The following is a 21427-nucleotide window of genomic DNA, read 5'->3' on the forward strand; positions in this document are numbered from 1 at the left end:
CCGCAAACCCGCGGGCCGAGGCGAACACGCGCGGATCCGGCGTCTTGATCGTCAACAAGGCCGCGCCCACCGGTCCCACCGAAGGGATCGCCTTAAGCCGCCGGGCGAGGTCGTCGTCGCGCACGAACGCTTCGAGCTCCGCCTCGACCTTTGCAAGCGCCGGCGCCAGCGCGGCATATTGCTCGCCCTGCAGCGCGAACAGCTTGCGGGCGAGCGGCGGCAGGGCGGGGTCGCTCGCCACCTGCTCCAGCAGCGTCTCGATGCGGCACAGCCCCTTGGGCGCGATCAGCCCGAACTCGGCCGCATAGCCGCGGATCGCGTTGGCAACCTGGGTGCGCGCCCGGATCAGGCTGGCGCGCACGCCCATCAGCATCAGCCGGGCCTGTTGCTCGGGGCTCTTCTCCGGCACGAAGCGCATGCCAGGACGCCCGCCCGCCTCGCACAGTCCGGCCGCGTCGGCCGCGTCGTTCTTGTTGCGCCCGACATAGGGCTTGGCGCGGTGCGGCGCGATCAGCCGGGGCTCGTGGCCCCAGCTTCGCAGCCGGCGCGCCAGGTGGTGGGCGCCGGTGCAGGCCTCGATCACCACCCGCGCCGGCGGCAAGCTCGTGAAGAACGCTTCAAGCTGCCCGCGGCGCAGTTGCCTGCGCAGCACCGTCTCTCCGGCGGCATCAACCCCGTGGAGTTGGAAGAGATGCTTGGACGTGTCCATGCCGATGCGCGTAATCTCGTTCATTGGGCGGCTCCTTCGATGTGTTGGGACCATCATCTTGGCGCAAAACGACGCCGGATGGGGGCCGTCCACCCCAACGGAGCCTATTGGTTGCCAGAGCGGCGGCGAAGGCACACCGGCGCACACCCCACGCCTTAGCGGTCCTTGTCATCCATATCGCTGCAGGTCTTGAGCGCGATGCCGGCGGGCAGCTTCGTGGTCGCATCGCCGCAGGCCCCGACCATGCGCGCCCCGTCGAGGCCGCGCGCGCCCGTCAGGTCGGCGCCGACCAGCCGGGTCCGGCGCATCAGGGCACCATCGAGATTGGCGCCAGAGAGATTGGCGCCGGTGAGATCGGCGCTGGAAAAATGCGCGCCGCTCAGGTCGGCGCCCTGGAAATTGGCGCCCACCGCGCTGACCCGGTCGAAATCGCCATAGGACACCCGGACCCCGGCAAGGTTGGCTCCGGTCAGGTTGGCGCGCTCCAGATTGGCGCTGTCCATCTTCGCCTTGCTGAAATCGGCGCCCTCGGCCGAGATGCGGATGAGCAGCGCCTGACGCAGGTCCACCCCGACCAGGCTCGCGCCCTCCAGGTTGACCTCGATCAGGTCGGCATTGCGCAGATCCGCGCCGTCGAGCCTTGCACCCGTCAGCACCGCCTTTTCCAGGTCGACGCCGCGCATCGATCCGCCCGTCAGGTCGGCACCGGCCAGATTGGCCCGCTCCATCTCCGTCCGGCGCAGGTCCGCGCCCTTGAGATTGGCGCCGGTCAGCACGGATTCCTTGAGGTCCGCCTCGCGCAGGTTGGCCCGCTCCAGCATCGCGCTGTCGATGGCAAGGCCGCGCAGTTCCGACAGGCGCAGGTCGCAGCCGGCGCATTCGCCGCTGCGCTTCAGCCGCTCCACATCGGTCTCCGCCAGCGCCTGGCCGGCGGCCATCAGCGCGGCGAAGGCGAGCGCGCATTGCAGTCCGCCACTTGATCTTGTCATCTCGAACCTCTCCCGTCGGCCCGGCGCCTCTCCCGTTCCTGACAGGTAAGGCCATTCGGCCGGCAATTTAAGGGCATCTTCCGATATTTCGCTGTTAATATCCTGGGGATGGATGGGCCGGAATGTCGCAGCCGAACCTTGAGGAAGACATGAGGCAACTTGCCGGCAAGACTTCGCCGACGAGCGCCCGGCGGCCTGGGGCAGAGGCCCTGCGCGCCGCTGTGCCGGCCGTCTTTCGAGCACGCTCTCTGCTGCTCTTCCTCATGCTCTTCCTGGCCACCTCCCTGGCCTTGACGCCGCCGGTCGCGGCGGCCGACATCACCGCCCGCATCGATCTGTCCGACCAGCGCATGCGCGTCTACAGGAACGGCGTCGAGATCCACGACTGGCCGGTGTCCACCGCCCGGCGCGGCTATCGCACGCCGGTCGGCAATTTCCGTCCCGGCCGCATGTATCGCCGCTATTTCTCCAGCAGGTATCACGGCTCGCCGATGCCGCATGCGATCTTCTTTCACGGCGGCTATGCCATCCACGGCACCACCGAGATCCGCAATCTCGGCCGCCCCGCCTCCCACGGCTGCGTCCGCCTGCATCCCGACAATGCCCGCCGCCTGTTCGAACTGATCCTGGAGACCGGCAAACAGAATGCGCGAATCGTCATCACGCGGTAACCTTTACCGGCGATGGCCGGCCGGGCCGGTTGCGCAAGCGACTGGACTTGGGGAATAATCATCGGACGTTGCAGCCGTCGCGGCGCCTTGCGCCGTTCGGCGGTCGCAATCCGGAGCATGAAGCTCATGTGTCCGGATGAGATGCTGGCGGGACGGATGCTGGCGGGACGAAGGAAGACAGCGGGGTCGCATTTGCCGCCTTCCCTCGTCCGCCAATCGCTGACGACGCACAACCTGACTATCAGCGTGCCAATGATGGAGCAAAACCCTTGCCAAATCGTTGGCACGCTGGTTTTGGCAGATCTGGTGCGCGCACCCTTCCCGAGCCCAAGATATCGCCCCCGTTAACGGGTCGCTAACCGGTCCTGCGACGCATTCCGCGAGGCGAAGCGCGAAGCCGGTTAAGATCGGTTAACGAAGCGCGGAAAATGCCGGCCGGGTCGCGGCTCGTCCCCCGTCCGGCGAATCACCCGGGACAGTGCCTCACAGGAATTCGGTGCGCAGATCGACGCTGGAGCGCGTGCCGACCGCCTCGTAATTCTCATCCGCCCAGTCCTGCGCCGCCTTGCGGCCGATGTCGCGCAGATGCGTCAGGAAGCGCCATTCCGCATTGACCTTGGACGAGGCCTGCAGCGGGTTCAGCTCCACCGCCGAGATCCGGTGCATATGGACCTTCTGATAGTGCTTCAGGTCGAGCTTGCCGTCCTCGATCAGCCGGGTGACGAACTCGATCGCGCGCATCTCGCGCAGCAGCGTCGAGTTGAAGGTGATCTCGTTGAGCCGGTTGAGGATCTCGCGCGCCGTGCGCGGCGTCTCCTTGCGCTCCACCGGGTTGATCTGCACCAGCACCGTGTCGCTGGTGCCGGTCGTGCCGAACAGCGGGAAAAGCGGCGGGTTGCCCATGTAGCCGCCGTCCCAATAGGGCACGCCGTCGATCTCCACCGCCTGGAACAGATGCGGTAGGCAGGCCGAGGCCATCACCGCGTCGAGCGTGATCTCGCCGTCGGAAAACACCTTGATCTTGCCCGACTGCACATTGGTGGCGCTGACGAAGACCTTGATCCGGTCGCAGGCGCGCACCGCCTCGAAATCCACCGCCTTCGCCACCACGTCGCGCAGCGGGTTGATGTTGAGCGGGTTGAACTCGTAAGGCGAGGCGAAGCGCGAGGCGATGTCGAAGGCGAGATAGCTCGGCGACATGTCGAGGCTCCATTGCCCCATGATGATGTCGATCGGCGAGCGCCGCAGCGGGCTCAGCCAGGCCTGGTCGCTGACCGCCTTCCAGAACTTTTCCAGCGCCTCGCGCGCGCCCTCCTCACCGCCCTTGTGGAAGCCGTCGGCCAGCACCACCGCATTCATCGCCCCGGCCGAGGTGCCGCTGATCCCCTCGATGACGAAACGGTTGCTTTCCAGCATCCAGTCGAGCACGCCCCAGGTGAAGGCGCCATGCGCGCCGCCGCCCTGCAGGGCGAGGTTGATCGGCTTGGGGCCTTTGCTCATCGGTTACCTCGGGTCTCTCGTTGGATCGGTCGGGGATATGTCGCGGGCGTCCTCGCCCGGCGCTGTGCCGGGCGATCCGCAGCCGCTGACTGTCCTGAAAGGCCTATTGGGCGACCCAGCCGCCATCCATCTGCAGCATGGTGCCGGTGATCGAGGCCGCCTGGTCGCCGGCCAGATACAGCGCCAGCGAGGCGACCTGCTCGACGGTGACGAATTCCTTGGTCGGCTGCGCGGCCAGCAGCACGTCGCGCTTCACCTGTTCCTCGGTCAGCCCGCGCGCCTTCATCGTGTCGGGGATCTGCCGCTCGACCAGCGGCGTCCAGACATAGCCCGGGCAGATCGCATTGACGGTGATGCCGCACTGGGCGACTTCCAGCGCGATGGTCTTGGTGAGGCCGGCGATGCCGTGCTTGGCCGCCACATAAGCGCTCTTGAACGGCGAGGCGACCAGCGCATGCGCCGAGCCGGTGTTGATGATCCGGCCCCAACCGCGCGTCTTCATGCCCGGCACCGCGGCGCGGATCGTGTGGAAGGCCGAGGACAGGTTGATCGCGAGGATCGCGTCCCACTTCTCGATGGGAAACTCCTCGACCGGCGAGACGTGCTGGATGCCGGCATTGTTGACGAGGATGTCGAGCGAACCGAATGCCGCCTCGGCCTCCGCCACCATCGCGGCGATCTCGTCCGGCTTGGTCATGTCGGCGGGCGAGTAGCGGCATTTGACGCCGAACTCGCTCTCGATTCCGGCGCGCTCCGCCTCGATCGCCGCGGCATCGCCGAACCCGTTGATCGTCACATTGGCGCCGTTCGCCGCATAGATGCGGGCGATGGCAAGGCCGATGCCCGAGGTGGAGCCGGTGACGAGGGCGGACTTGTTGGTGAGCATGCGAAGGGATCTCCTGTCCTGGCGGACGCTGGAAACGGTCCGAAAATCGGTGCCGCCGGCGCGTGGCGGTGCGCCCGCCTCAGGAAAGCGCCCGGCGGCAGGCCGCCACATAGAACATGAGATCACGCTGCGCTGCAACAAGCCCCGGCCGAAACGCGGCCGCACGCGGGCGGCTCACGGCCCGTCCTCAGTCGGGGGGCGTGTGCGCCGGCGGCGCCATCTGGCGCTCGCGCAGGATGTAATAGCCGCCGGTCAGGATGCCGATCTGCAGCGCCGTCATGGCGATTTGCAGCCCGAGCGACAGGATGAACACGGCGATCGCGCCGAAGGCCGCCCCGCCGCCGAGCAGGCCGGCGAGCTGCGTCAGCCCGAGATCCAGCGCGCCGACGCACAGGCCGGTGGCGACGCCGGCCAGCGCCATCGGCACACCGAGGCCGGCGCTGCGGGAAAACGCCTCGCCGAAGCCGAGCGGCTCGTCCAGCGCGGTAGCCGGCAGCACCAGGCACAGCCGCATGATCGGCGGCAGCACGAGGAACACCGCCAGCACCACCAACGCGCTCAGCGCCACGACCCCCACCGTGACGAGCGCGCTGGCAAGGGTTATCAGCACGAGGGCCGGCACCGCCGCGATCAGGGCGATCAGCAGCGTCTTCAGCAGATAGGCGATCTCCCGCCGTCCGAAGGTCAGGTTGAACGCCGCCGGCCGCTCGCCGAGCAGCAGGTTGCGGTGCCAGGCAACCGCAATGGAGGCGGAGGAGCACAGCCACACCACCGACACCACCGCGGCGACGGCGGCGGAGTCGGCCGCCAGCATCCGGCCCAGCGCCGCGACAACGGCCACCAGCACATACCAGGCCCAGACGATGCGCACGAAGCCGTCGAAATCGCCAAACAGCGCCTTGAACGTGCCGGTGAACAGCCGGCCGGTTGTCCTTGCCAACATGGAGCCCCCTTCAAAAAAACTGTCCAGTTCTGCGACAGGCGGGGAGGCGAGGCAAGTCATGATCGCAAGGCGGGCGTCCTGCGCGGGATCTCACTCCCGCCCGGAGCGGTCGCCGAGCACCGAACGCACCGCCGCGCGGGCCCGCGCGCGCTCCGCCTCGGTCCGCCGCTGTGCTGCCCGTTCGGCATCCGCGAGACTGAGGCCGGCCTTTTCCACGAAGCGCTCGCGCGTCAGCGCATAGGCGGTGGCGTGCAGCGAGCCGAACAGCCAGGTGACGATCACCATCACCCCCATCGGCACCAGCGCCGAGCGCAGCTCTGCGGCCATGCCGGTGGCCGGCACGAAGGCATTGCCGATCAGCCACACCAGCCCGACCCACAATCCCGACGCCAGTCCCGCAAGCAGCGCCACGGCGAGCGCCGCGAACGCCAGCGCCCAGCCGATCCCGGCGGTCAGATGCCAGGAGTCCTTCAGCGACATGGTGTCGTCCAGCGCCGCCGCCGGCAGCACCAGCGACAAGCGCTGCACCAGCATCAGCGCGATGAAGGGGCTCGCCAGCAGCAGCGCCGCGCCGATCGGCCCCGTCACCGGCGCCAGCATCGCCCCCAGCAGCAGTAAGGGCACGAAGAACGCGACGAACAGGACGCCGAGCAGCAGCAGCTTCCACGCAACCCTGACGTGGCGGCGGCCGAAGGCGAGCGGAAACGCCCGCTCGCCCAGCAGCACCCGCCGCAGATAGGCGACGGCGATGGAGAACCCGGTGGCGACATTGGCCAGCGCCGCCAGGGCCCGCAACGCCCGCTCCCGATCCGCTCCCAGCCCGCCGGCCAGCGGCTCCAGCATGTAGGAGCCGGTGGAGAAGCCCGTCACCGGCATCAAGTGGCTGCTGATCGCCACGTTCAGCGCCACCAGCAACAGCATGTAGCCCCAGCCGGCGGCAAACAGCGCGCCCAGCCGGTCGCGGGCGAGATCGAGCGTCCGGCTCAGCATCAGTAGCAGCATGATGGTCAGGCTCCCTGCCCGGTGCCGGCCCCGGGCGCGGCTCCCTTCAGATGCGGTCTCGCACCGCCCGCGTCAAGCGAGGCGGCGGCGGCCTTGCGAAACACCGTGGCGCGCCCTATTCAATCGGCGGTATCCTTGCGAGGCGGCGGCGCGGTCTGCCGCGAGATCGGGACAGGTCGGCGACATGCAGAGCAACAGCCCCATCCGCGAAACGCAGGCCGGACCGGCCGCAAGGCGCGTCTCGGTGCCGGTCAGGGTCGGCTCGGTCACGGTCGGCGGCGGCGCCCCGGTCGTCGTCCAGTCGATGACCAACACCGACACCGCCGACATCGACGCCACCGTCGCGCAGGTCTCGGCACTGGCCCGCGCCGGCTCGGAGATCGTCCGCATCACCGTCGACCGCGACGAGAGCGCCGCCGCCGTGCCGCGCATCCGCGAGCGGCTGGAGCGGATCGGCGTCCATGTGCCGCTGGTCGGCGACTTCCACTATATCGGCCACAAGCTGCTGACCGACCATCCGGCCTGCGCCGAGGCGCTGGAGAAATACCGCATCAATCCGGGCAATGTCGGCTTCCGCGACAAGCGCGACCGGCAGTTCTCCGAGATCGTCGAGATCGCCTTGAAGCACGACAAGCCGGTGCGCATCGGCGTCAACTGGGGCTCGCTCGACCAGGAACTGCTCACCCATCTGATGGACGAGAACGCCGCCAGCCCCGCCCCCGTCTCCGCCGGCGCGGTGATGCGCGAGGCGATCGTCCGCTCCGGGCTTCTGTCGGCCGCAAGGGCCGAGGAGCTGGGCATGGGCCGCGACAAGATCATCCTGTCGGCCAAGGTCAGCCAGGTGCAGGACCTGATCGCCGTCTATGCGGATCTCGCCGCGCGCTGCGACTATGCCCTGCATCTCGGCCTCACCGAGGCCGGCATGGGCACCAAGGGCATCGTCGCCTCCGCCGCCTCCATGGGCATCCTGCTGCAGCAGGGCATCGGCGATACGATCCGCGTGTCGCTGACGCCCGAGCCCGGCGGCGACCGCACCCGCGAGGTGCAGGTGGCGCAGGAGCTGCTGCAGGTGATGGGCTTCCGCGCCTTCATTCCCGTCGTTGCCGCCTGTCCGGGGTGCGGTCGCACCACCTCCACGGTGTTCCAGGAGCTCGCCCGCGACATCGAGGACGACATCCGCCGCTCCATGCCGGTGTGGCGGGAGAAATATCCCGGCGTCGAGGCGCTCAACGTCGCGGTGATGGGCTGCATCGTCAACGGCCCCGGCGAGAGCAAGTTCGCCGATATCGGCATCTCGCTGCCCGGCACCGGCGAGGCGCCCTCCGCCCCCGTCTTCGTCGACGGCAGGAAGGTCGCGACCCTGCGCGGGCCAAACATCGCCGAGGATTTCAAGACCATGGTCGACGACTATATCCGCACCCGCTTCGGCTCCGAACGGTCCGCCGCCGAATGAGCACGCTCACCCCCGCCGCGACGGACGCGCGCGACATCCTCGTCGTCAATTCCCAGGTGGTGCGCGGATCCGTTGGTGGCCGCGTCACCGTCTTCGCGCTGGAGCGGCTCGGCCACCGGGTCTGGTTCCTGCCCACCATCCTGCTGCCCTGGAATCCCGACGAGGGGCGCGGCCACCGCCATGTCCAGGACGATGCGGGCTTCGATGCCCTCGCCGAGAACCTGATCACGGCGGATCTGCTGCCGCGCATCGGCGCCGTCGTCTCCGGCTATCTCGGCAGTCCGGCACAGGCCGCCGCCGTCGCCCGCCTCGTCGCGGCGGTGCGCAGGGCCAATCCGCGCGCGCTCTATCTCTGCGATCCGATCAGCGGCGACAACGGCGATCTCTATGTGCCGCCGGAAACCGCCGCGGCGGTGCGCGACACGCTGCTGCCGCTCGCCGATGTGGCGACACCCAACCTCTTCGAACTGCAATGGATGAGCGGGCGCCGGATCGAGAGCGAGGCCGAGGCCATCGCCGCCGCCCGCGCGCTCGGGCCGCAGCGGGTGCTGGTCACCTCCGCCCCCGCCCTGCGCCGCAATGCCACCTGCAACCTGCTGGTGACGCCGCGCGCCACCATCGCCGCCGAACATGGCTTGGTGCCGGACGCGCCGCACGGCACCGGCGACCTGATGGCAGCCATGTTCACCGCCGGACTGCTGGCCGGGCTCGACGACGAGACCGTGTTGAAGCGCTCCGCCGGCACCGTGTTCGAGATGGTCGCCCGCTCGGTCAAGCGGCGGGCCCGCGACCTGCTGCTCGCCGACGAACAGTCCTCGCTGGTCAACCCGATGGCGCTGGTCTCCTGCCGCCGCGTGCTCGACGCGCCGCTGCGCGCCTGAGCGGCCGGGACGCGGGAGGCGCGGGGGATGCTGCGGGTCGCCGGCATCGATGGCTGCCGCTTGGGGTGGATCGCGGTCCTGCGCGACTACGAGGCGCAGGACGCCCCGCCGCGCCACACCTTGCTGCAGCTCCCGCGTTTCGCCGAGCTTCTCGCCGATCCGGGCATTTCCGTCCTTGCCGTCGACATGCCCATCGGCCTGCCGGAGCGCGCCGGCGCTGGCGGACGCGGGCCGGAGCGCTGCGTGCGTCCGCTGCTCGGCGAGCGCCAGTCCTCGGTCTTTTCCGTGCCGGCGCGCGCCGCCGTCTTCTGCGACGACTATGGCGAGGCCTGCGCCGCCGCGCTCGCCACCTCCGATCCGCCGCGCAAGGTCTCGCGCCAGGCCTTTCACCTCTTCCCGAAGATCCGCGAGATCGACGCTGTGATGACCCCGGCGCTGGAGGTGCGCGTCCATGAGGTCCACCCGGAGCTTGCCTTCTGGCGGCTCAACGGCGAACGGGCGATGAGCCTGCCGAAAAAGGTGAAAAGCGCGGCCAGCATGCCCGGCATCGAGGAACGCATCGCCCTGCTGGGCCGTTACGGCTATGATGAGGCCTTCCTGCGCCAGCGCCCGCCCTCCGGGGCCGGCCGCGACGATCTGATCGATGCCTGCGTCAACGCGGTGATCGCCGAGCGCATCGCGCAGGGGCTCGCCACGCCGTTCCCGCGCGCGCCGGAGCGCGACGCAAGGGGCCTTCGCATGGCGATCTGGGCGTAAAACCTACGACAATCCCAATGATCAGGGCTTGGCGATCACGGCTTGGCGGCGGGAACCGGCGCGTCCGGCGCGGGCGTGCCTTCGGCGGCCTCTGCCGTCTTCGAGCCGCCGCCGGAGAACAGCCGGCTGAAGAAGCCGCCCGAAGACGTCGCCTCGGTCGGGGCGAAAGCCGACTTCTGCGCCTGGGCCGCATCGGCCGCCGGGCCGGCGGCGACCGTGGTCGTCGCCGTGGTGGCCGTCGTGGCGGCGGGCGTGGCGGCGGGCGTGGTCGCGGCGACCGCCACCGGCTGGCCGTCCTGCGCCGCGGCCGGTGTGTCGCCATCCGGCGCGCTCGCGGTCTTGCTGCCGCCGCCGAAGATCGCCGCGATCTGGGCGCGGCGCCGCTCGGCCCGCTCCTCCGCCTCGGCGATCTCGATGATCTTCTGCTCGTCCTTGCGCTGCTTCTGCGCCACCGCCATCTCGACCGTCGGCGGTACGCTGAATTCCGGGCATTTCGCGGTGGCGCGGAAGGGCACCCCCTCCACCAGCGGCACCGCGTCGAAGACGTAGCGCTTCTCGCAGACGTCGATCTTCGGCGGCTGCTTGGTCACCTCGAAATGGTCGTAGCCGCGCTTCAGCATCTGCCAGAAGTCGTAATGCTCCGACTTGCGGTGCTTGGCCATGTTTTCCGCGGTCATGCGGAAGGGGAAGGCCTGCACCTGGAACGAGCGCTGGCCGCCCTTGAAGCTCTCGCGTGCCAGCGCGTAGATGTCCTGCACCTGCTCGTCGGTCATCGCGTAGCAGCCGCGCGAGGAGCAGGCGCCATGCACCATCAGATGCGAGCCGGTGCGGTTGTGGGAGCGGTCGAACTGGTTGGGAAATCCGAGATTGAAGGCAAGATGATAGCTGGAATTCGGGTTCATCAGCGCCGGAGTGATCTCGTAGAAGCCCTCCGGCGCCTGCCGGTCGCCCTCCTTGACCTTGGGACCGAGTTCGCCCGACCACTTGCAGATCTCGAACGTCTGCAACAGCGCGTAGCGGCCCGAGCGGGTCTGCTTCCACACTTCCAGCGTCGAGTCTTCCTTGAAGATGCGCAGCATGATCGGGCTCGACATGGTCATGTCCAGCCCCGACATCTTGGTCTTGATGCTGCTCCTGACGTCCCGCAGGTGCTTCGGGCCGGTGCCCATCATCTCGTCGGCCTGACAGCCGGCGAGCGCGCCGGCCAGAGCCAGCGTCATCAGCACCCTGCGAGTGTTCCTGCCAAATCGCGCGATACCCGGCGCCATCATGCCTGCCCGTCCGAAGCTCGTGCCCCTGCCCGTCATGCGGACAATATGAGCCGCTGCAACACGCAAGACCAGTCAAATGGGGGTTACCCTCGGGGAGCGCAAGTCCCGTCCCGACCGGCAACAGCCGAGCCTGTCTGAGGTCGGTCCCCACCCCGTATCGTCTTGCTGACGCAAGATTCCGGCGTTTTCGCGGCGAGGAGCGACGGGCGGTGCCGCCGGCCTTACAGCGAGCGGCCGATGGCGAGAAACTTGTCGCGGCGATGGGCGCGGATCTCCCCGGCGCTCATGCCGTCGAAGCGGGCGAGCGCGGCGTCGAGCACCGAGCCGGCGCGGTCGATGACGATGGCCTTGGCCCGGTGCGCGCCGCCGAGCGGCTCCTCGACGATCTCGTCGATCACCTTGAGCTGGATCAGGTCCTGCGCGGTGATCTTCATGTTGGTGGCCGCGTCCTGCGCCCTGGCGCTGTCGCGCCACAGGATCGAGGCGCCGGCCTCCGGCGAGATCACGCTGTAGATCGCATGCTCCAGCATGGCGACGTGATTGGCCGTGGCGATGGCGATGGCCCCGCCCGAGCCGCCCTCGCCGATGATCAGGGCGATGTTGGCGGTTCCCAGTGCGAGGCACGCATCGGTCGAGCGGGCAATCGCCTCGGCCTGGCCGCGCTCCTCGGCGCCGATGCCCGGATAGGCGCCGGCGGTGTCGACGAAGGAGACGACCGGCAGGCCGAAGCGCTCGGCCATCTGCATGATGCGCACCGACTTGCGGTAGCCTTCGGGCCGCGCCATGCCGAAATTGTGCTTGAGCCGCGACTGGGTGTCGGCGCCCTTCTCCTGGCCGAGGATCGCCACCGAGCGGCCGCGGAACCGGCCGATGCCGGCGATGATCGCCGCGTCCTCGGCATAGCCGCGGTCGCCGGCCAGCGGCGTGAACTCGTCGACCAGCCCGGTGATGTAGTCGGCCGCGTGCGGCCGGTCCGGATGGCGCGCCACCAGGGTCTTCTGCCAGGGCGTCAGCCGCGAATAGAGGTCGCGCAGGGTCTGCTCGGCCTTCGCCTCCAGCCGCTCGATCTCGCCCGATACCTCGACCGTCTCGCCCGATCCCGCGACCGACCGCAACTCGTGGATCTTGCCCTGCAGGTCGGCGACGGGTTTTTCGAACTCGAGAAAGCTGTGCATCGGATACCGGTCCAGAAAGTCGGAGGCGCGGCCTCATGCCGGCGCCGGGTCAGTTGCGGCGCGACACTGGCGAGGGAGGCTGCCGCTGTCAAGTTGCCCGCCGCGTCGACATGGGCTCGCGGCGCCGAAAATGCAAGCGCCGGCGGGAACGGTCCGCGCCGGCGCTTGCGAAATCGGAGGTCAGTTCGGAGCTGTTTTGTCTCAGCGGGCGGCCTGATCGTTGCCGGGCTTGAAGTCGAGCTGGCGCGGCTCCACCACCAGCGTGCCGCTCTTGGTGCCCATCTCGATCCGGTAGGGCACGAAGACCCGGCCCGAGCCGAGCGGCGCCAGCCAGGCTTCCATCTGGCGGTTCTCGGCCATGTATTGCACCGACTGGGTGGAGGGACGATGGCCGGCGACCGGGATCCAGCGGGCCGAGCACACCACCACCTTGCCGTCATAGCCCTTGCCGGAGACCTCGCGGACCTCCTTGTAGCCGAGCTGGATGTCGAAGCGGGTCCAGCCGTCGAACACCGGGATGCGGCGGTCGCAGACCGAGGCGTCGGGCTGGCCCTTGGTGGCCTTCACCGGCATCAGGATGGCGCTGAGCGGGTCGACCACGTCGCGAATGTGCTGCTTGGTGACCTCGATCCGCTCCGGATTGGGCTTGAATTTCGGCGTCACCTGCATCGAGCGCACCGCGCCCGAGCCCTGCGCCAGGTCGACGAAGAAATCGCGGTCGGCGGCACGCGAGGCCATCTTGTAGCTGGACGGCACCACCTTCTTGCCGGACACCCAGCCGGAGGCCTCGGCCCCGCCCTTGCCGGCGGAGAACAGCGTGCCGATGCCCGCCGGCTCCATGCCGACCTTGGCCGAATAGGCGTTGGCCTGCAGCACCAGCGACAGCGAGCCGCGGGCGATCTTGAAGCCGGAAACGGAGATGTCGTAGACACCGCCGAGCCGCGCGGTTTCCGCCAGCGCCGGGGAGGCGGCGAACGGGGCGGCGAACAGGGCGGCAGCGGCCAGCCCTGCGGGAAGCAGGCGACGGGACCTTGCAAGGGAAACAGAGAGCCTGGACATCGGAACCTCATGACACCGCGCGGCCACGGCCGGCCTGACACACCTCGACCCTGCCGAACCTGCCCCTTGCCCCGTCGAGACACAGGCCGGACCTGGCCGGAACAACGAAGACCAGCCCCGCACGGACCGGACGGCCTGCCCGGACAACCGGACCTTGCCATGCGGGACGGCGCGCCGCTCCTGCCTGCATTCTCGCCAGACAGGGTAACCGCATGGTTAACGCAGTGCAAATGACACGGCCGGCATCGCCTGCCGTTTCGCGCCCGCGTTGCCGCGCTGCCACGGCGGGGCGAGCATGGGACCGCCGCGCCCGGCGGCTTTCGCGCTTTCCCGTGCAAGATGCCTTGACGGCGCGGCGCGCGCCCCGTATAGCACAGGCCGACTTTTCAACCATTGCCGGTCAATGGGCGCCGGGCCGTGCGGTCCGCGAACGCCCCGGCAATCTCCGAAAGGGGCATCCGCCCCGTCTTGAAACGATCGGGGCTCGCCCCGAGACCCTTGAAACGATCGGGCCTGTCCCGAAAACAAAGAAAAAGGTGTCCCATGGCACGCCGTTGCGAACTCACCGGCAAGGACGTGATGACCGGTAACAACGTCAGCCACGCCAACAACAAGACGCGCCGCCGGTTCCTGCCGAACCTGTGCAACGTGTCGCTGATCTCCGACGCGCTCGGCGAGACCTACAAGCTGCGCATCTCCGCCCATGCCCTGCGCTCGGTCGAGCATCGCGGCGGCCTCGACGCCTTCCTGCTGAAGGCCGCCGAGAGCGACCTGTCGCCGAAGGCCCGCATCCTGCGCACCGAGATCAAGCGCCGCCTCGCCGCTTCGGCCGCCGCCGCGGCCTGATCCGCGCATCCGGCAGGCGAGCCTGCCGGGCCTGATGCGATCACCGACGACCAAGCTTGCAAGAGGCGCCATCGCGCCTCTTTTCGCGTTCCGGCATCGGCGCGGCCGGTTCCGAACCCCACCAGACCGGGACCTTTTCGCCATGACGCAAACCTCCTCCCGCTTCACGCCGGCCTCCTTCACCGCCGCCCGGGCCGTGCAGGCGGTCGTCGCCATGGCGGCGGTCATCGTCGCCTCCAACATTCTCGTGCAATATCCGGTCGCGGCGCGCCTCGGCGGGCTCGACCTTGCCGACCTGCTGACCTGGGGCGCCTTCACCTATCCGGCCGCCTTCCTGGTCACCGACCTCACCAACCGCCGCTTCGGCCCGGTAGCTGCACGCAAGGTCGTGCTGGTCGGCTTCGCACTGGCCGTGCTGCTGTCGGTGTGGCTGGCGACCCCGCGCATCGCGGTCGCCTCCGGTTCCGCCTTCCTGCTGGCGCATCTGCTCGACATTGCCGTCTTCCACCGGCTGCGCCGCTTCGCCTGGTGGCTGGCTCCTGCCGTCTCCTCGGCGCTGGCCTCGGTCCTCGACACGGTGCTGTTCTTCGGCCTTGCCTTCTCGCTCGCGGCCACCCCGCTGCTCGGCTATGGCGACGAGTTCGCCACCGCCGCCGCCCCGTTCCTCGGCATCTTCGCGCTGGAGGCGCCGCGCTGGCTGTCCTGGGCCGCCGGCGACCTGACGGTGAAGCTGCTGGTCGCCACCGCCCTGCTGGTGCCCTACCGGCTGCTGCTCGCCGTGCTGGTGCCGGCCGCCGTCAGCGAGCGCGCCAACCGCGCCTGATCCGGCGAAGCTCTCGAGACACAAAAGCGCGCCCTCCGGCGCGCTTTTTCGTTTCCGGGGGGAGCAGCGCTCGTGCGCAGCCCCCCTCTCCTGCGCCTCCTACAGCGCCGGCGCCGGCAGGCCCCGGCGCGCGCAGGCCGCCTGCACCGTGTTGGCGAGCAGGCAGGCGATGGTCATCGGCCCGACGCCGCCCGGCACCGGCGTGATCGCGCCGGCGACCTCGACCGCCTCATCGAAGGCGACGTCGCCGACCAGCCGCGTCTTGCCCTCGCCGCGTTCGGGTGCCGGCACCCGGTTGATGCCGACATCGATCACCGTCGCCCCCGGCTTCACCCAGTCGCCGCGCACCATTTCCGGCCGGCCGACGGCCGCCACCAGGATATCGGCGCGCCGGCACAGTTCGGCGATGTCGCGGCTGCGCGAATGCGCCATGGTCACCGTGCAATTGGCGTTCTGCAGCAGCAGCGCGACCGGCTTGCCGACCAGGATCGAGCGGCCGAGCACCACCGCTTCGAGGCCGGAGAGATCCCCGCCATGCGCCTCGCTCGCCAGCATCACGCAGCCCTTCGGCGTGCAGGGCACCAGGCCCGGCCGCCCGAGCACGATCCGCCCGGCATTGGTCGGATGCAGCCCGTCGACATCCTTGGCCGGGTCGATCGCCAGCACCACCTTGTCCGTGTCGATCTGCGCCGGCAGCGGCATCTGCACCAATATGCCGTCGACGTCCGGGTCGGCATTGAGCCGCGCCACCAGGGCGAGCAGTTCCGGCTCCGGCGTGTCCGCCGGCAACCGGTGCTCGATCGAGCGCATGCCGCACTCCTCGGTCTGGCGCACCTTGTTGGCGACATAGACCTGGCTTGCCGGATCCTCGCCGACCAGCACCACCGCAAGGCCGGGCCTCACGCCGGGGCCGGCCTTCAGCGCGGACACCGCCCCGCGCACGTCGGCGCGCAGGCGCGCCGCCCGCGCCTTGCCGTCGATCAGCTTTGCAGTCATGAAACCTCCGGGAACACCGTCAAAGTTGGGCAAAGTCGGGCAAAGTCGGGTTACTTTAGCTGCCCGCCGCCGGCGATGTCGGCCAGGCGAGCGGCAATCGCTTGCGCGTCCGCGTCATCGCGAGCGGCAAGGACAAATGTCTTGAGCCGGGCGGTCGACCCACCGGTCAGCCGCACGTCGCTCTTGGCAAGGCCGAGTTCGGCGGCCAGCACGCTGGCGACGGCCGCATTGGCCGCGCCCTTATCGGCGACCGCCCGCACCCGCACGCAGAGCACGCTACGCCCGTCGGACAGCCGCGTCAGCCCGTCGATGCCGTCGCGCGCGGCGCGCGGCGTTGCCCGCACCGCAAGGCGCACCCCGTCCTTCGTCACGCTCCAGGCCGTGTCCGCTGCGCTCTTCATCGCGGCTGGCCCGGCGCGCCTCAAAAGACGTTGGGATAGACGTAATAGGCCAGCACCCGCTGCAGCAGGAAGATGCCGAGCAGCAGCACGATCGGCGACAGGTCGAGCCCGCCCATGGCCGGCACATAGCGGCGGATCGGCCGCAGCAGGGGTTCGGTCAGGTTGTAGAGCACCTGCCCGATCATCGCGACGAACTGGTTGCGCGAGTTGATGACGTTGAAGGCATAGAGCCAGGAGAAGATCGCGCTGGCGATGATCACCCATGTGTAGAGATTGAGGATGAGGAAGATCACATCAAGGATGGCGCGCATCGGGAACGGGTCTCCGGCTGGAGCGAAAGGGGCTGTTCCCCTCATGTAGCCGCCACGCGCGCCCGCCGCAAGGCTCCAGGCCCACGTGTCCGAGCGCCGCGCAGGGGAGATCGCCGGGCTTTCGCCATCCCCTTTGCCAGCTTCGCGCCAGCCGCCTCGCCGGCGCGCCGAGAGTGCTCCAGGGCGCGCGCTCAGGGGCTCTCGGGGCAGACCTCAACAGCCGTCCCGGTAGCCTGTCGGCGCCCGTCCCGGCAACCTGTTGGCGGCCGTCCCGGCCGGTGGGGGAAACGCTTGACAGGACCGCCCGCCCTCCCCTAAATGCCGCTCACGCTCGACGAGCGGGGCCGTAGCTCAGATGGGAGAGCGCTGCAATCGCACTGCAGAGGTCAGGGGTTCGATTCCCCTCGGCTCCACCACTTCTTCGCTCACGCAAAACTCGCTTCGCTCGCCTGCTCCGCCGGGGGCGGGCCAAAGCCCGGGCCGCGGTCGCGGCCTTGTTCCGGCTCGCGGGAGCCCCGCTCTCCTCCACCACTTTTTCGCTCACGCAAAACTCGCTTCGCTCGCCTGCTCCGCGGGGGCGGGCCAAAGCCCGGGCCCCAGTCGCGGCATTGTTCCGGCTCGCGGGAGCCCCGCTCTCCTCCACCACTTTCCCCTTTCGTTGAAATCACGCACCGGAAGCGCCGGCCAAGGCCCTGCGCACTGACCTGCAAGGTCGCCCGCGCGGGCAGGATGACCTGCGCAGCGAACGGCAGCGGGCAAGGCCGCCAACGGCATCCCGCGTCCCGCGCGGCACGGCGCTCCGCCTGCGCCCCTCCCGCCGCCTAGGGTCAGGCCCCTAAAATTTGAGCGATCCGGTTCAGCCGCCGTTCATCTGCCCTCTCCTATGGGGGGGAGCGACAGGATGACACACGATGCCGCATCTCGACTTCATGACGCTTTATATTCTGATCTTTCTCAACTCGCTGACCGTGTCGGCGGTCTGGGCGGGATTCGCCTGGATGTACCGCCCGCACACGGCGGCCCAATACTGGCTGGCCGGGACATTGCTGTCATTGGTGGGCGGCCTCGTGCTGGCGACGCAGGGCAACGAGGGCGCGCTGGTCCCCGCCGTCCTCGGCAACACGATCATCATCCTGGGGTTCGCGCAGTTCTGGATCGGTTTGCGGCGGTTCGACCGTCAACAGGGCGGATGGACCGTGGCGATCGCCTTCACCGTCGCCGCCGCCGCCCTGATGATCGCCCTGCACGACAGCGGACGCGGCCGCGCGATCGTCTATGCTTCCGGCCAGTCCATCGTGATGCTGGCCTGTCTTTTCCAGCTTCTTCGCAAGCGGTTCTCCGGCATCGGCACGAGGATCGCCGCCATCGCCTTTGCGGTGGCGCTCAGCGGGCAGCTCCTTGTCATCGCGTCCAACGCGGCCGTGCTGGCCGAGGCGCTGGAGTACAAGGTCTATTACGCGCTCGCCTCCTATGCCTTGCTCTGCACGGTCTTCAGCGGCATCGTCTGGAACCTCGGCTTTGCCCTGATGGCCGTCGACAGCCTCCACCGAAAGCTGAGGGGCCTGTCGGAAACGGACGCGCTGACCGGCCTTGCCAACCGCCGCGCCTTCGCCGGCCGCATGAACCTGTTGCAGCAGCAGGGGGCCGAAGAGGCCGGTGGGCCCTGGTGCCTGATCCTGATCGACCTCAACGACTTCAAGCCCCTCAACGACAAGTTCGGCCATCTTGTCGGTGACAGGGCGCTGACGCATTTCGCGCAAGTTCTGCTGTCCTGCTCGCGGCCGGGCGATCTGGTGGCGCGGCTCGGCGGCGACGAATTCGCCCTGCTGCTCCCCGAGACCGCCCGTGCCGAGGCCGAGGCCCTCGCCCAGGCGATCCGCCGCAAGGTGGCCGCATCGCCGCTGAGCCTGGGCGAAAGCACCGCACCGATGTCCGCCGCGATCGGTCTTGCGAGTTCCGACGAGGAACCGTCCAACGGCGACCGCCTGTTCTCCCTTGCCGACGCGCGCCTTTACGAGAACAAGCTGGCATCGAAGGAGCAGCGCCCGCGGTCCGGGCCGCCGCGGTTCCACCTTGCCACGCAAGGCTACTCATAATTGCGCCGGAAACGGCGATCACTCCGGTTCGCGTCGGGCGATGCTCAAATCACCCCTTTTCAGCATCAGATAGCGGTACATGACCGAGGAGAAATTCTGATTGTCCGCACCCGACGTCATGACGCCGGCAAGCAGGTCGAGATAGTCCTGCGCCCAGCGCGCGGCCCAGGTTGCGGTGTCCTCGTTCGGCAAGGCACCTGCCATGCGCCGCACGTCGACCCGCACATCCGTGCCCGACCGCAGGGCCTGCAGCCAGTAGATCGGCACCCCCAGCGCCTGGGCGACCTTCGGCACCGTGTCGAGCAGCGTGCAGCGCGCGCCGAACAGGCTGCCGACCGCATCGCTGCGGAAGCCGAGCTTCGTGTTGGTTTCCGCTGGGAAATCCGGGGCCGAGAAAACGGTCAGTCCCTCTTTAAGGCATTTGACGAGGCGTGCTGCCGCCAGCCGGTTCGTGCCCGGAATGATCTGGTATTTGGGATCCGCGCCCCAACGGGTGCTCGTCCAGTTCACGAGAAACGCCGCGTTGGTGAGGTAGGTTTCGAAGAAAAAAAGGTTTCCTATTCCCAGATGCGTTCCAACGAGAAGCGTTGGACGACGCAACGCCATTCTCTCGTCCAGCTCGGCGAAAGCACCGCTGAACTCGAACTCGAGCGGAGTATCCGGGCGGACATTTCGCGAGGCGATGACCCTGTGGACGTAGGTCGCATGCTGCGCGCGCGCCATCCATGCATCCTTCTCGCCGAGGGTTTCGCTCTGCAGCCGGCGCCCGACTAGCCCGACGACGGTCGGCATGCTCGGTTCGGCCTGTCCCTGCTCCGCTGCTGCGAACAGGTCGCGCAGATCCTGGCCACTCATCGGTCGGTAGAGGGGATAGGACGGGAGAACCAACTCGCCCGGGTCACCGTCCAAGCGCAGGAAATGCCGCGAAAGCCGAACGGCATTGGAGACGCTCGAGGTCGGCCGGTTCGTCTGGCTCGCGATCAGCTCGGGCAAGACCTCCGGGCGATCCATCATCCGCACGTCGTAAACCATCCAAGGTTCGAGGGGCAGCGCGCCGGAGCAGACCTGCTCCAGGAGAAACGTCGCTCCGCCCTCGGCATCGCCGAACACGAAGAACAAGGCGTGACGCAGCTTCAATGCCGCGAGATGGGCCGGGTGATGCGCCAGCACGGGCTCGATCGTCGCCAGCGCGCTGTCGAACCGGCCCGTCTCGAACTCTGCCCGCGCCTTCAGCGCCAGCAGCAGGATATCGCCGGGCGACTGGCCGCAGGCGCGCCCGGTGCGCTCCGCCAGCTCCGCCCATGCGCTCGTTCCCATGGCGACCTGCGCCCGCAGCACGTTGAGCGTGAACTCGGGAAACCGGCTCTCGGCTCCGGCCAAAAGGTGCTCGAGCCTTGCCATCACAGCGCGCGAGGGCGCCGTCCCGAATCCCCACCGCCCCGCGGCCGACACCAGGCGCGTCACATGGTCGAGGATCGAGGGGGCGTGCCTTGCATCCTCGATCAGGAGGTCCGTGAAAGCCTCGATGGCCCCGACCATCAGCAGCAGATGGGCCAGCGCCCGCCTGACGGCCGTGTGCTCTTTCAAGGCGTCCGAAAGCCCGGCGGCAAAGGCTTCCGCTTCCTCGATACGCTCGGCGGCGACGAGCCCGTTCAGGACCAGCGCCGCAGCTTCCGGGGAGCCGGTGTCCTGGTGCCAATAGGCGAGCATCCGTGCATGGGCCTCGTCAGCCCGGCCCTCGTTTCGCAGCAGGCGGATCTCAAGCCGCTGCAGCGCCGGGCTCGCCGTCTCCCCTTTCGCGAGTTGCTCGTCGAACCGGCCCCGCGCGCGGTCGAAGCGGCGCAGGTCGAGATCCAACCAGATCCACAGGTCGGCGTGTTGATGGCGCGATGCGGACAGCAGCGCCTCCGCACCGCTCATGTCGCCCGCCTGCATCAAGGTCGTGACCTTCTGGCGAACGAATCCCTCGTCGTCCGGCCAGCGGGCCAGGGCCTCGTCGCACAGCCGCAGCGCCGAGGTGTGATCGAGGGCGAACCGCTCCAGCCCGATCGCCTGCATCACGGCCTCGCGGCTGTCGGGCGCCTCCCGCAAGGCCGCCCGCACAGCGTCGAGCGCGGCCCGTATCTCGCCGGCATCAGCGAGACAGCGCGACGCTTCCACCTGCAAGCTCGCCCTCGCCTGCGGCTGAAGAGCGTCCCACTGTCCCAGTACCCGCTCGATGATGTCCCGCGCGCCCGACGGGTCGCCGGCACGGCGCAGCGCCACCGCATGGCGCAGTTGCGCCTGCCACTCGTCCGGATGCCGTTGCGAAAGCACGGCCCCGGCGGCGGCGGCCGCGGCGAAGTCCTTCATCCGCGTCAGGAGTTCGACCCTCACATAGAGCGCCGGCTTGTGCGCCGGTGCGGCCGCCAGGACCTCCTCGGTCAGCGCCAGGCTCTCGGCGTGCTCGCCGTTCCAGTGCAGCGACACCGCCAGCTCGTGCTTGATCAAAAGGCTGGCGGGATGCCGCCGCATCCCCTCGCGCAAGAGGCGGATGCTCTCGTCGACGCGCCGGCCCTGCCGCAGCGCAATGCCCTGTCTGATAGCGTCTGCCGCGTCGTCGGGCTCCCGCCCTGCGGTATATGGCGTGTTTGATGACATAGCGACTTCTTGGATCGGC

At 68.9% G+C, this 21427-nt stretch carries 20 protein-coding genes and 1 tRNA gene; 8 read left to right on the top strand and 13 right to left on the bottom strand.

Annotated elements, in window-relative coordinates; translation table 11 throughout:
• The coding region (locus TSB10GB4_RS01440) for an IS110 family transposase (protein ID WP_186394098.1) at positions 1-733 on the bottom strand (733 nt) is incomplete at its 3' end.
• A gap of 131 nt (positions 734-864) precedes the next feature.
• Positions 865-1698 carry a pentapeptide repeat-containing protein gene (locus TSB10GB4_RS01445; protein ID WP_186394267.1) on the bottom strand — a complete coding sequence of 278 codons (834 nt, stop codon included), beginning with the start codon at positions 1696-1698 and terminating at the stop codon, positions 865-867.
• Between the two features lie 122 nt (positions 1699-1820).
• On the opposite strand from TSB10GB4_RS01445, the gene TSB10GB4_RS01450 reads away from it, so the two are divergent.
• Entirely contained in the window at positions 1821-2369 is a 549-nt protein-coding gene (locus TSB10GB4_RS01450; protein ID WP_371328842.1) for a L,D-transpeptidase, read from the top strand.
• Between the two features lie 483 nt (positions 2370-2852).
• Here the strand turns inward: TSB10GB4_RS01450 and TSB10GB4_RS01455 are convergent, their stop codons facing one another.
• The 4 genes from TSB10GB4_RS01455 to TSB10GB4_RS01470 form a co-directional block, all read right to left on the bottom strand.
• Positions 2853-3869, bottom strand: a complete 1017-nt coding sequence (locus tag TSB10GB4_RS01455; protein ID WP_186385973.1) for a patatin-like phospholipase family protein — start codon at positions 3867-3869, stop codon at positions 2853-2855.
• Positions 3870-3972: 103 nt separating this feature from the next.
• On the bottom strand, positions 3973-4755 hold the full coding sequence (locus TSB10GB4_RS01460) for a 3-hydroxybutyrate dehydrogenase (RefSeq protein ID WP_186394268.1): 783 nt from the start codon (positions 4753-4755) through the stop codon (positions 3973-3975).
• A 187-nt stretch (positions 4756-4942) separates the two neighbouring features.
• Positions 4943-5698, bottom strand: coding sequence for a hypothetical protein (locus TSB10GB4_RS01465; RefSeq protein ID WP_186394269.1), 756 nt, complete (start codon positions 5696-5698; stop codon positions 4943-4945).
• 90 nt (positions 5699-5788) lie between these two features.
• The gene (locus tag TSB10GB4_RS01470) at positions 5789-6700 is read right to left on the bottom strand and encodes a 4-hydroxy-3-methylbut-2-en-1-yl diphosphate synthase (RefSeq protein WP_186394270.1); all 912 of its coding nucleotides are present in this window, start codon (positions 6698-6700) and stop codon (positions 5789-5791) included.
• Between the two features lie 184 nt (positions 6701-6884).
• On the opposite strand from TSB10GB4_RS01470, the gene ispG reads away from it, so the two are divergent.
• The 3 genes from ispG to TSB10GB4_RS01485 are packed head-to-tail and all read left to right on the top strand — an operon-like array spanning position 6885 to position 9790.
• Positions 6885-8153: a flavodoxin-dependent (E)-4-hydroxy-3-methylbut-2-enyl-diphosphate synthase gene (gene ispG, locus TSB10GB4_RS01475; RefSeq protein WP_186394271.1), complete on the top strand. Its 1269-nt coding sequence runs from the start codon at positions 6885-6887 to the stop codon at positions 8151-8153.
• On the top strand, positions 8150-9034 hold the full coding sequence (gene pdxY, locus TSB10GB4_RS01480; protein WP_186394272.1) for a pyridoxal kinase: 885 nt from the start codon (positions 8150-8152) through the stop codon (positions 9032-9034). The genes ispG and pdxY overlap by 4 nt, the downstream gene beginning before the upstream one ends.
• 27 nt (positions 9035-9061) lie before the next feature.
• Entirely contained in the window at positions 9062-9790 is a 729-nt protein-coding gene (locus TSB10GB4_RS01485; RefSeq protein ID WP_186394273.1) for a DUF429 domain-containing protein, read from the top strand.
• A 35-nt stretch (positions 9791-9825) separates the two neighbouring features.
• Here the strand turns inward: TSB10GB4_RS01485 and TSB10GB4_RS01490 are convergent, their stop codons facing one another.
• From TSB10GB4_RS01490 to TSB10GB4_RS01500, 3 genes are all read right to left on the bottom strand, one after another.
• Complete coding sequence (locus TSB10GB4_RS01490) at positions 9826-11010, bottom strand: murein L,D-transpeptidase family protein (RefSeq protein WP_244296412.1); 1185 nt, start codon at positions 11008-11010, stop codon at positions 9826-9828.
• A gap of 272 nt (positions 11011-11282) precedes the next feature.
• A complete protein-coding gene (locus TSB10GB4_RS01495; RefSeq protein WP_186387513.1) occupies positions 11283-12236 on the bottom strand; it encodes an acetyl-CoA carboxylase carboxyltransferase subunit alpha in 954 nt (317 codons plus the stop codon).
• Positions 12237-12437: 201 nt separating this feature from the next.
• Entirely contained in the window at positions 12438-13295 is an 858-nt protein-coding gene (locus TSB10GB4_RS01500) for a DUF3108 domain-containing protein (protein ID WP_186387514.1), read from the bottom strand.
• Between the two features lie 543 nt (positions 13296-13838).
• Here TSB10GB4_RS01500 and rpmB point away from each other — a divergent pair.
• Both rpmB and TSB10GB4_RS01510 read left to right on the top strand, forming a co-directional pair.
• Complete coding sequence (gene rpmB / locus TSB10GB4_RS01505; protein ID WP_186387515.1) at positions 13839-14141, top strand: 50S ribosomal protein L28; 303 nt, start codon at positions 13839-13841, stop codon at positions 14139-14141.
• 214 nt (positions 14142-14355) lie between these two features.
• Positions 14356-14964: a VUT family protein gene (locus TSB10GB4_RS01510; protein WP_244296414.1), complete on the top strand. Its 609-nt coding sequence runs from the start codon at positions 14356-14358 to the stop codon at positions 14962-14964.
• A 99-nt stretch (positions 14965-15063) separates the two neighbouring features.
• Here TSB10GB4_RS01510 and folD read toward each other — a convergent pair whose 3' ends face one another.
• From folD to TSB10GB4_RS01525, 3 genes are read right to left on the bottom strand one after another with little or no spacing between them, the layout of a single operon-like run.
• Positions 15064-15960 (bottom strand): bifunctional methylenetetrahydrofolate dehydrogenase/methenyltetrahydrofolate cyclohydrolase FolD, encoded by an 897-nt coding sequence (gene folD / locus TSB10GB4_RS01515; RefSeq protein WP_186394275.1) that lies wholly within the window; start codon positions 15958-15960, stop codon positions 15064-15066.
• Positions 15961-16010: 50 nt separating this feature from the next.
• The gene (locus TSB10GB4_RS01520) at positions 16011-16361 is read right to left on the bottom strand and encodes a DUF167 family protein (protein ID WP_186394276.1); all 351 of its coding nucleotides are present in this window, start codon (positions 16359-16361) and stop codon (positions 16011-16013) included.
• Between the two features lie 20 nt (positions 16362-16381).
• Positions 16382-16672 (bottom strand): YggT family protein, encoded by a 291-nt coding sequence (locus TSB10GB4_RS01525; protein WP_186394277.1) that lies wholly within the window; start codon positions 16670-16672, stop codon positions 16382-16384.
• A gap of 340 nt (positions 16673-17012) precedes the next feature.
• On the opposite strand from TSB10GB4_RS01525, the gene TSB10GB4_RS01530 reads away from it, so the two are divergent.
• Positions 17013-17088: transfer RNA gene (locus tag TSB10GB4_RS01530), tRNA-Ala, on the top strand.
• Between the two features lie 495 nt (positions 17089-17583).
• Complete coding sequence (locus TSB10GB4_RS01535; protein ID WP_186394278.1) at positions 17584-18768, top strand: GGDEF domain-containing protein; 1185 nt, start codon at positions 17584-17586, stop codon at positions 18766-18768.
• 18 nt (positions 18769-18786) lie between these two features.
• Here TSB10GB4_RS01535 and TSB10GB4_RS01540 read toward each other — a convergent pair whose 3' ends face one another.
• On the bottom strand, positions 18787-21408 hold the full coding sequence (locus TSB10GB4_RS01540) for a tetratricopeptide repeat protein (protein ID WP_186394279.1): 2622 nt from the start codon (positions 21406-21408) through the stop codon (positions 18787-18789).
• Positions 21409-21427: the final 19 nt, after the last annotated feature.

This window comes from Stappia sp. TSB10GB4, assembly GCF_900185745.1.
Taxonomy (GTDB): Bacteria; Pseudomonadota; Alphaproteobacteria; order Rhizobiales; family Stappiaceae; genus Stappia.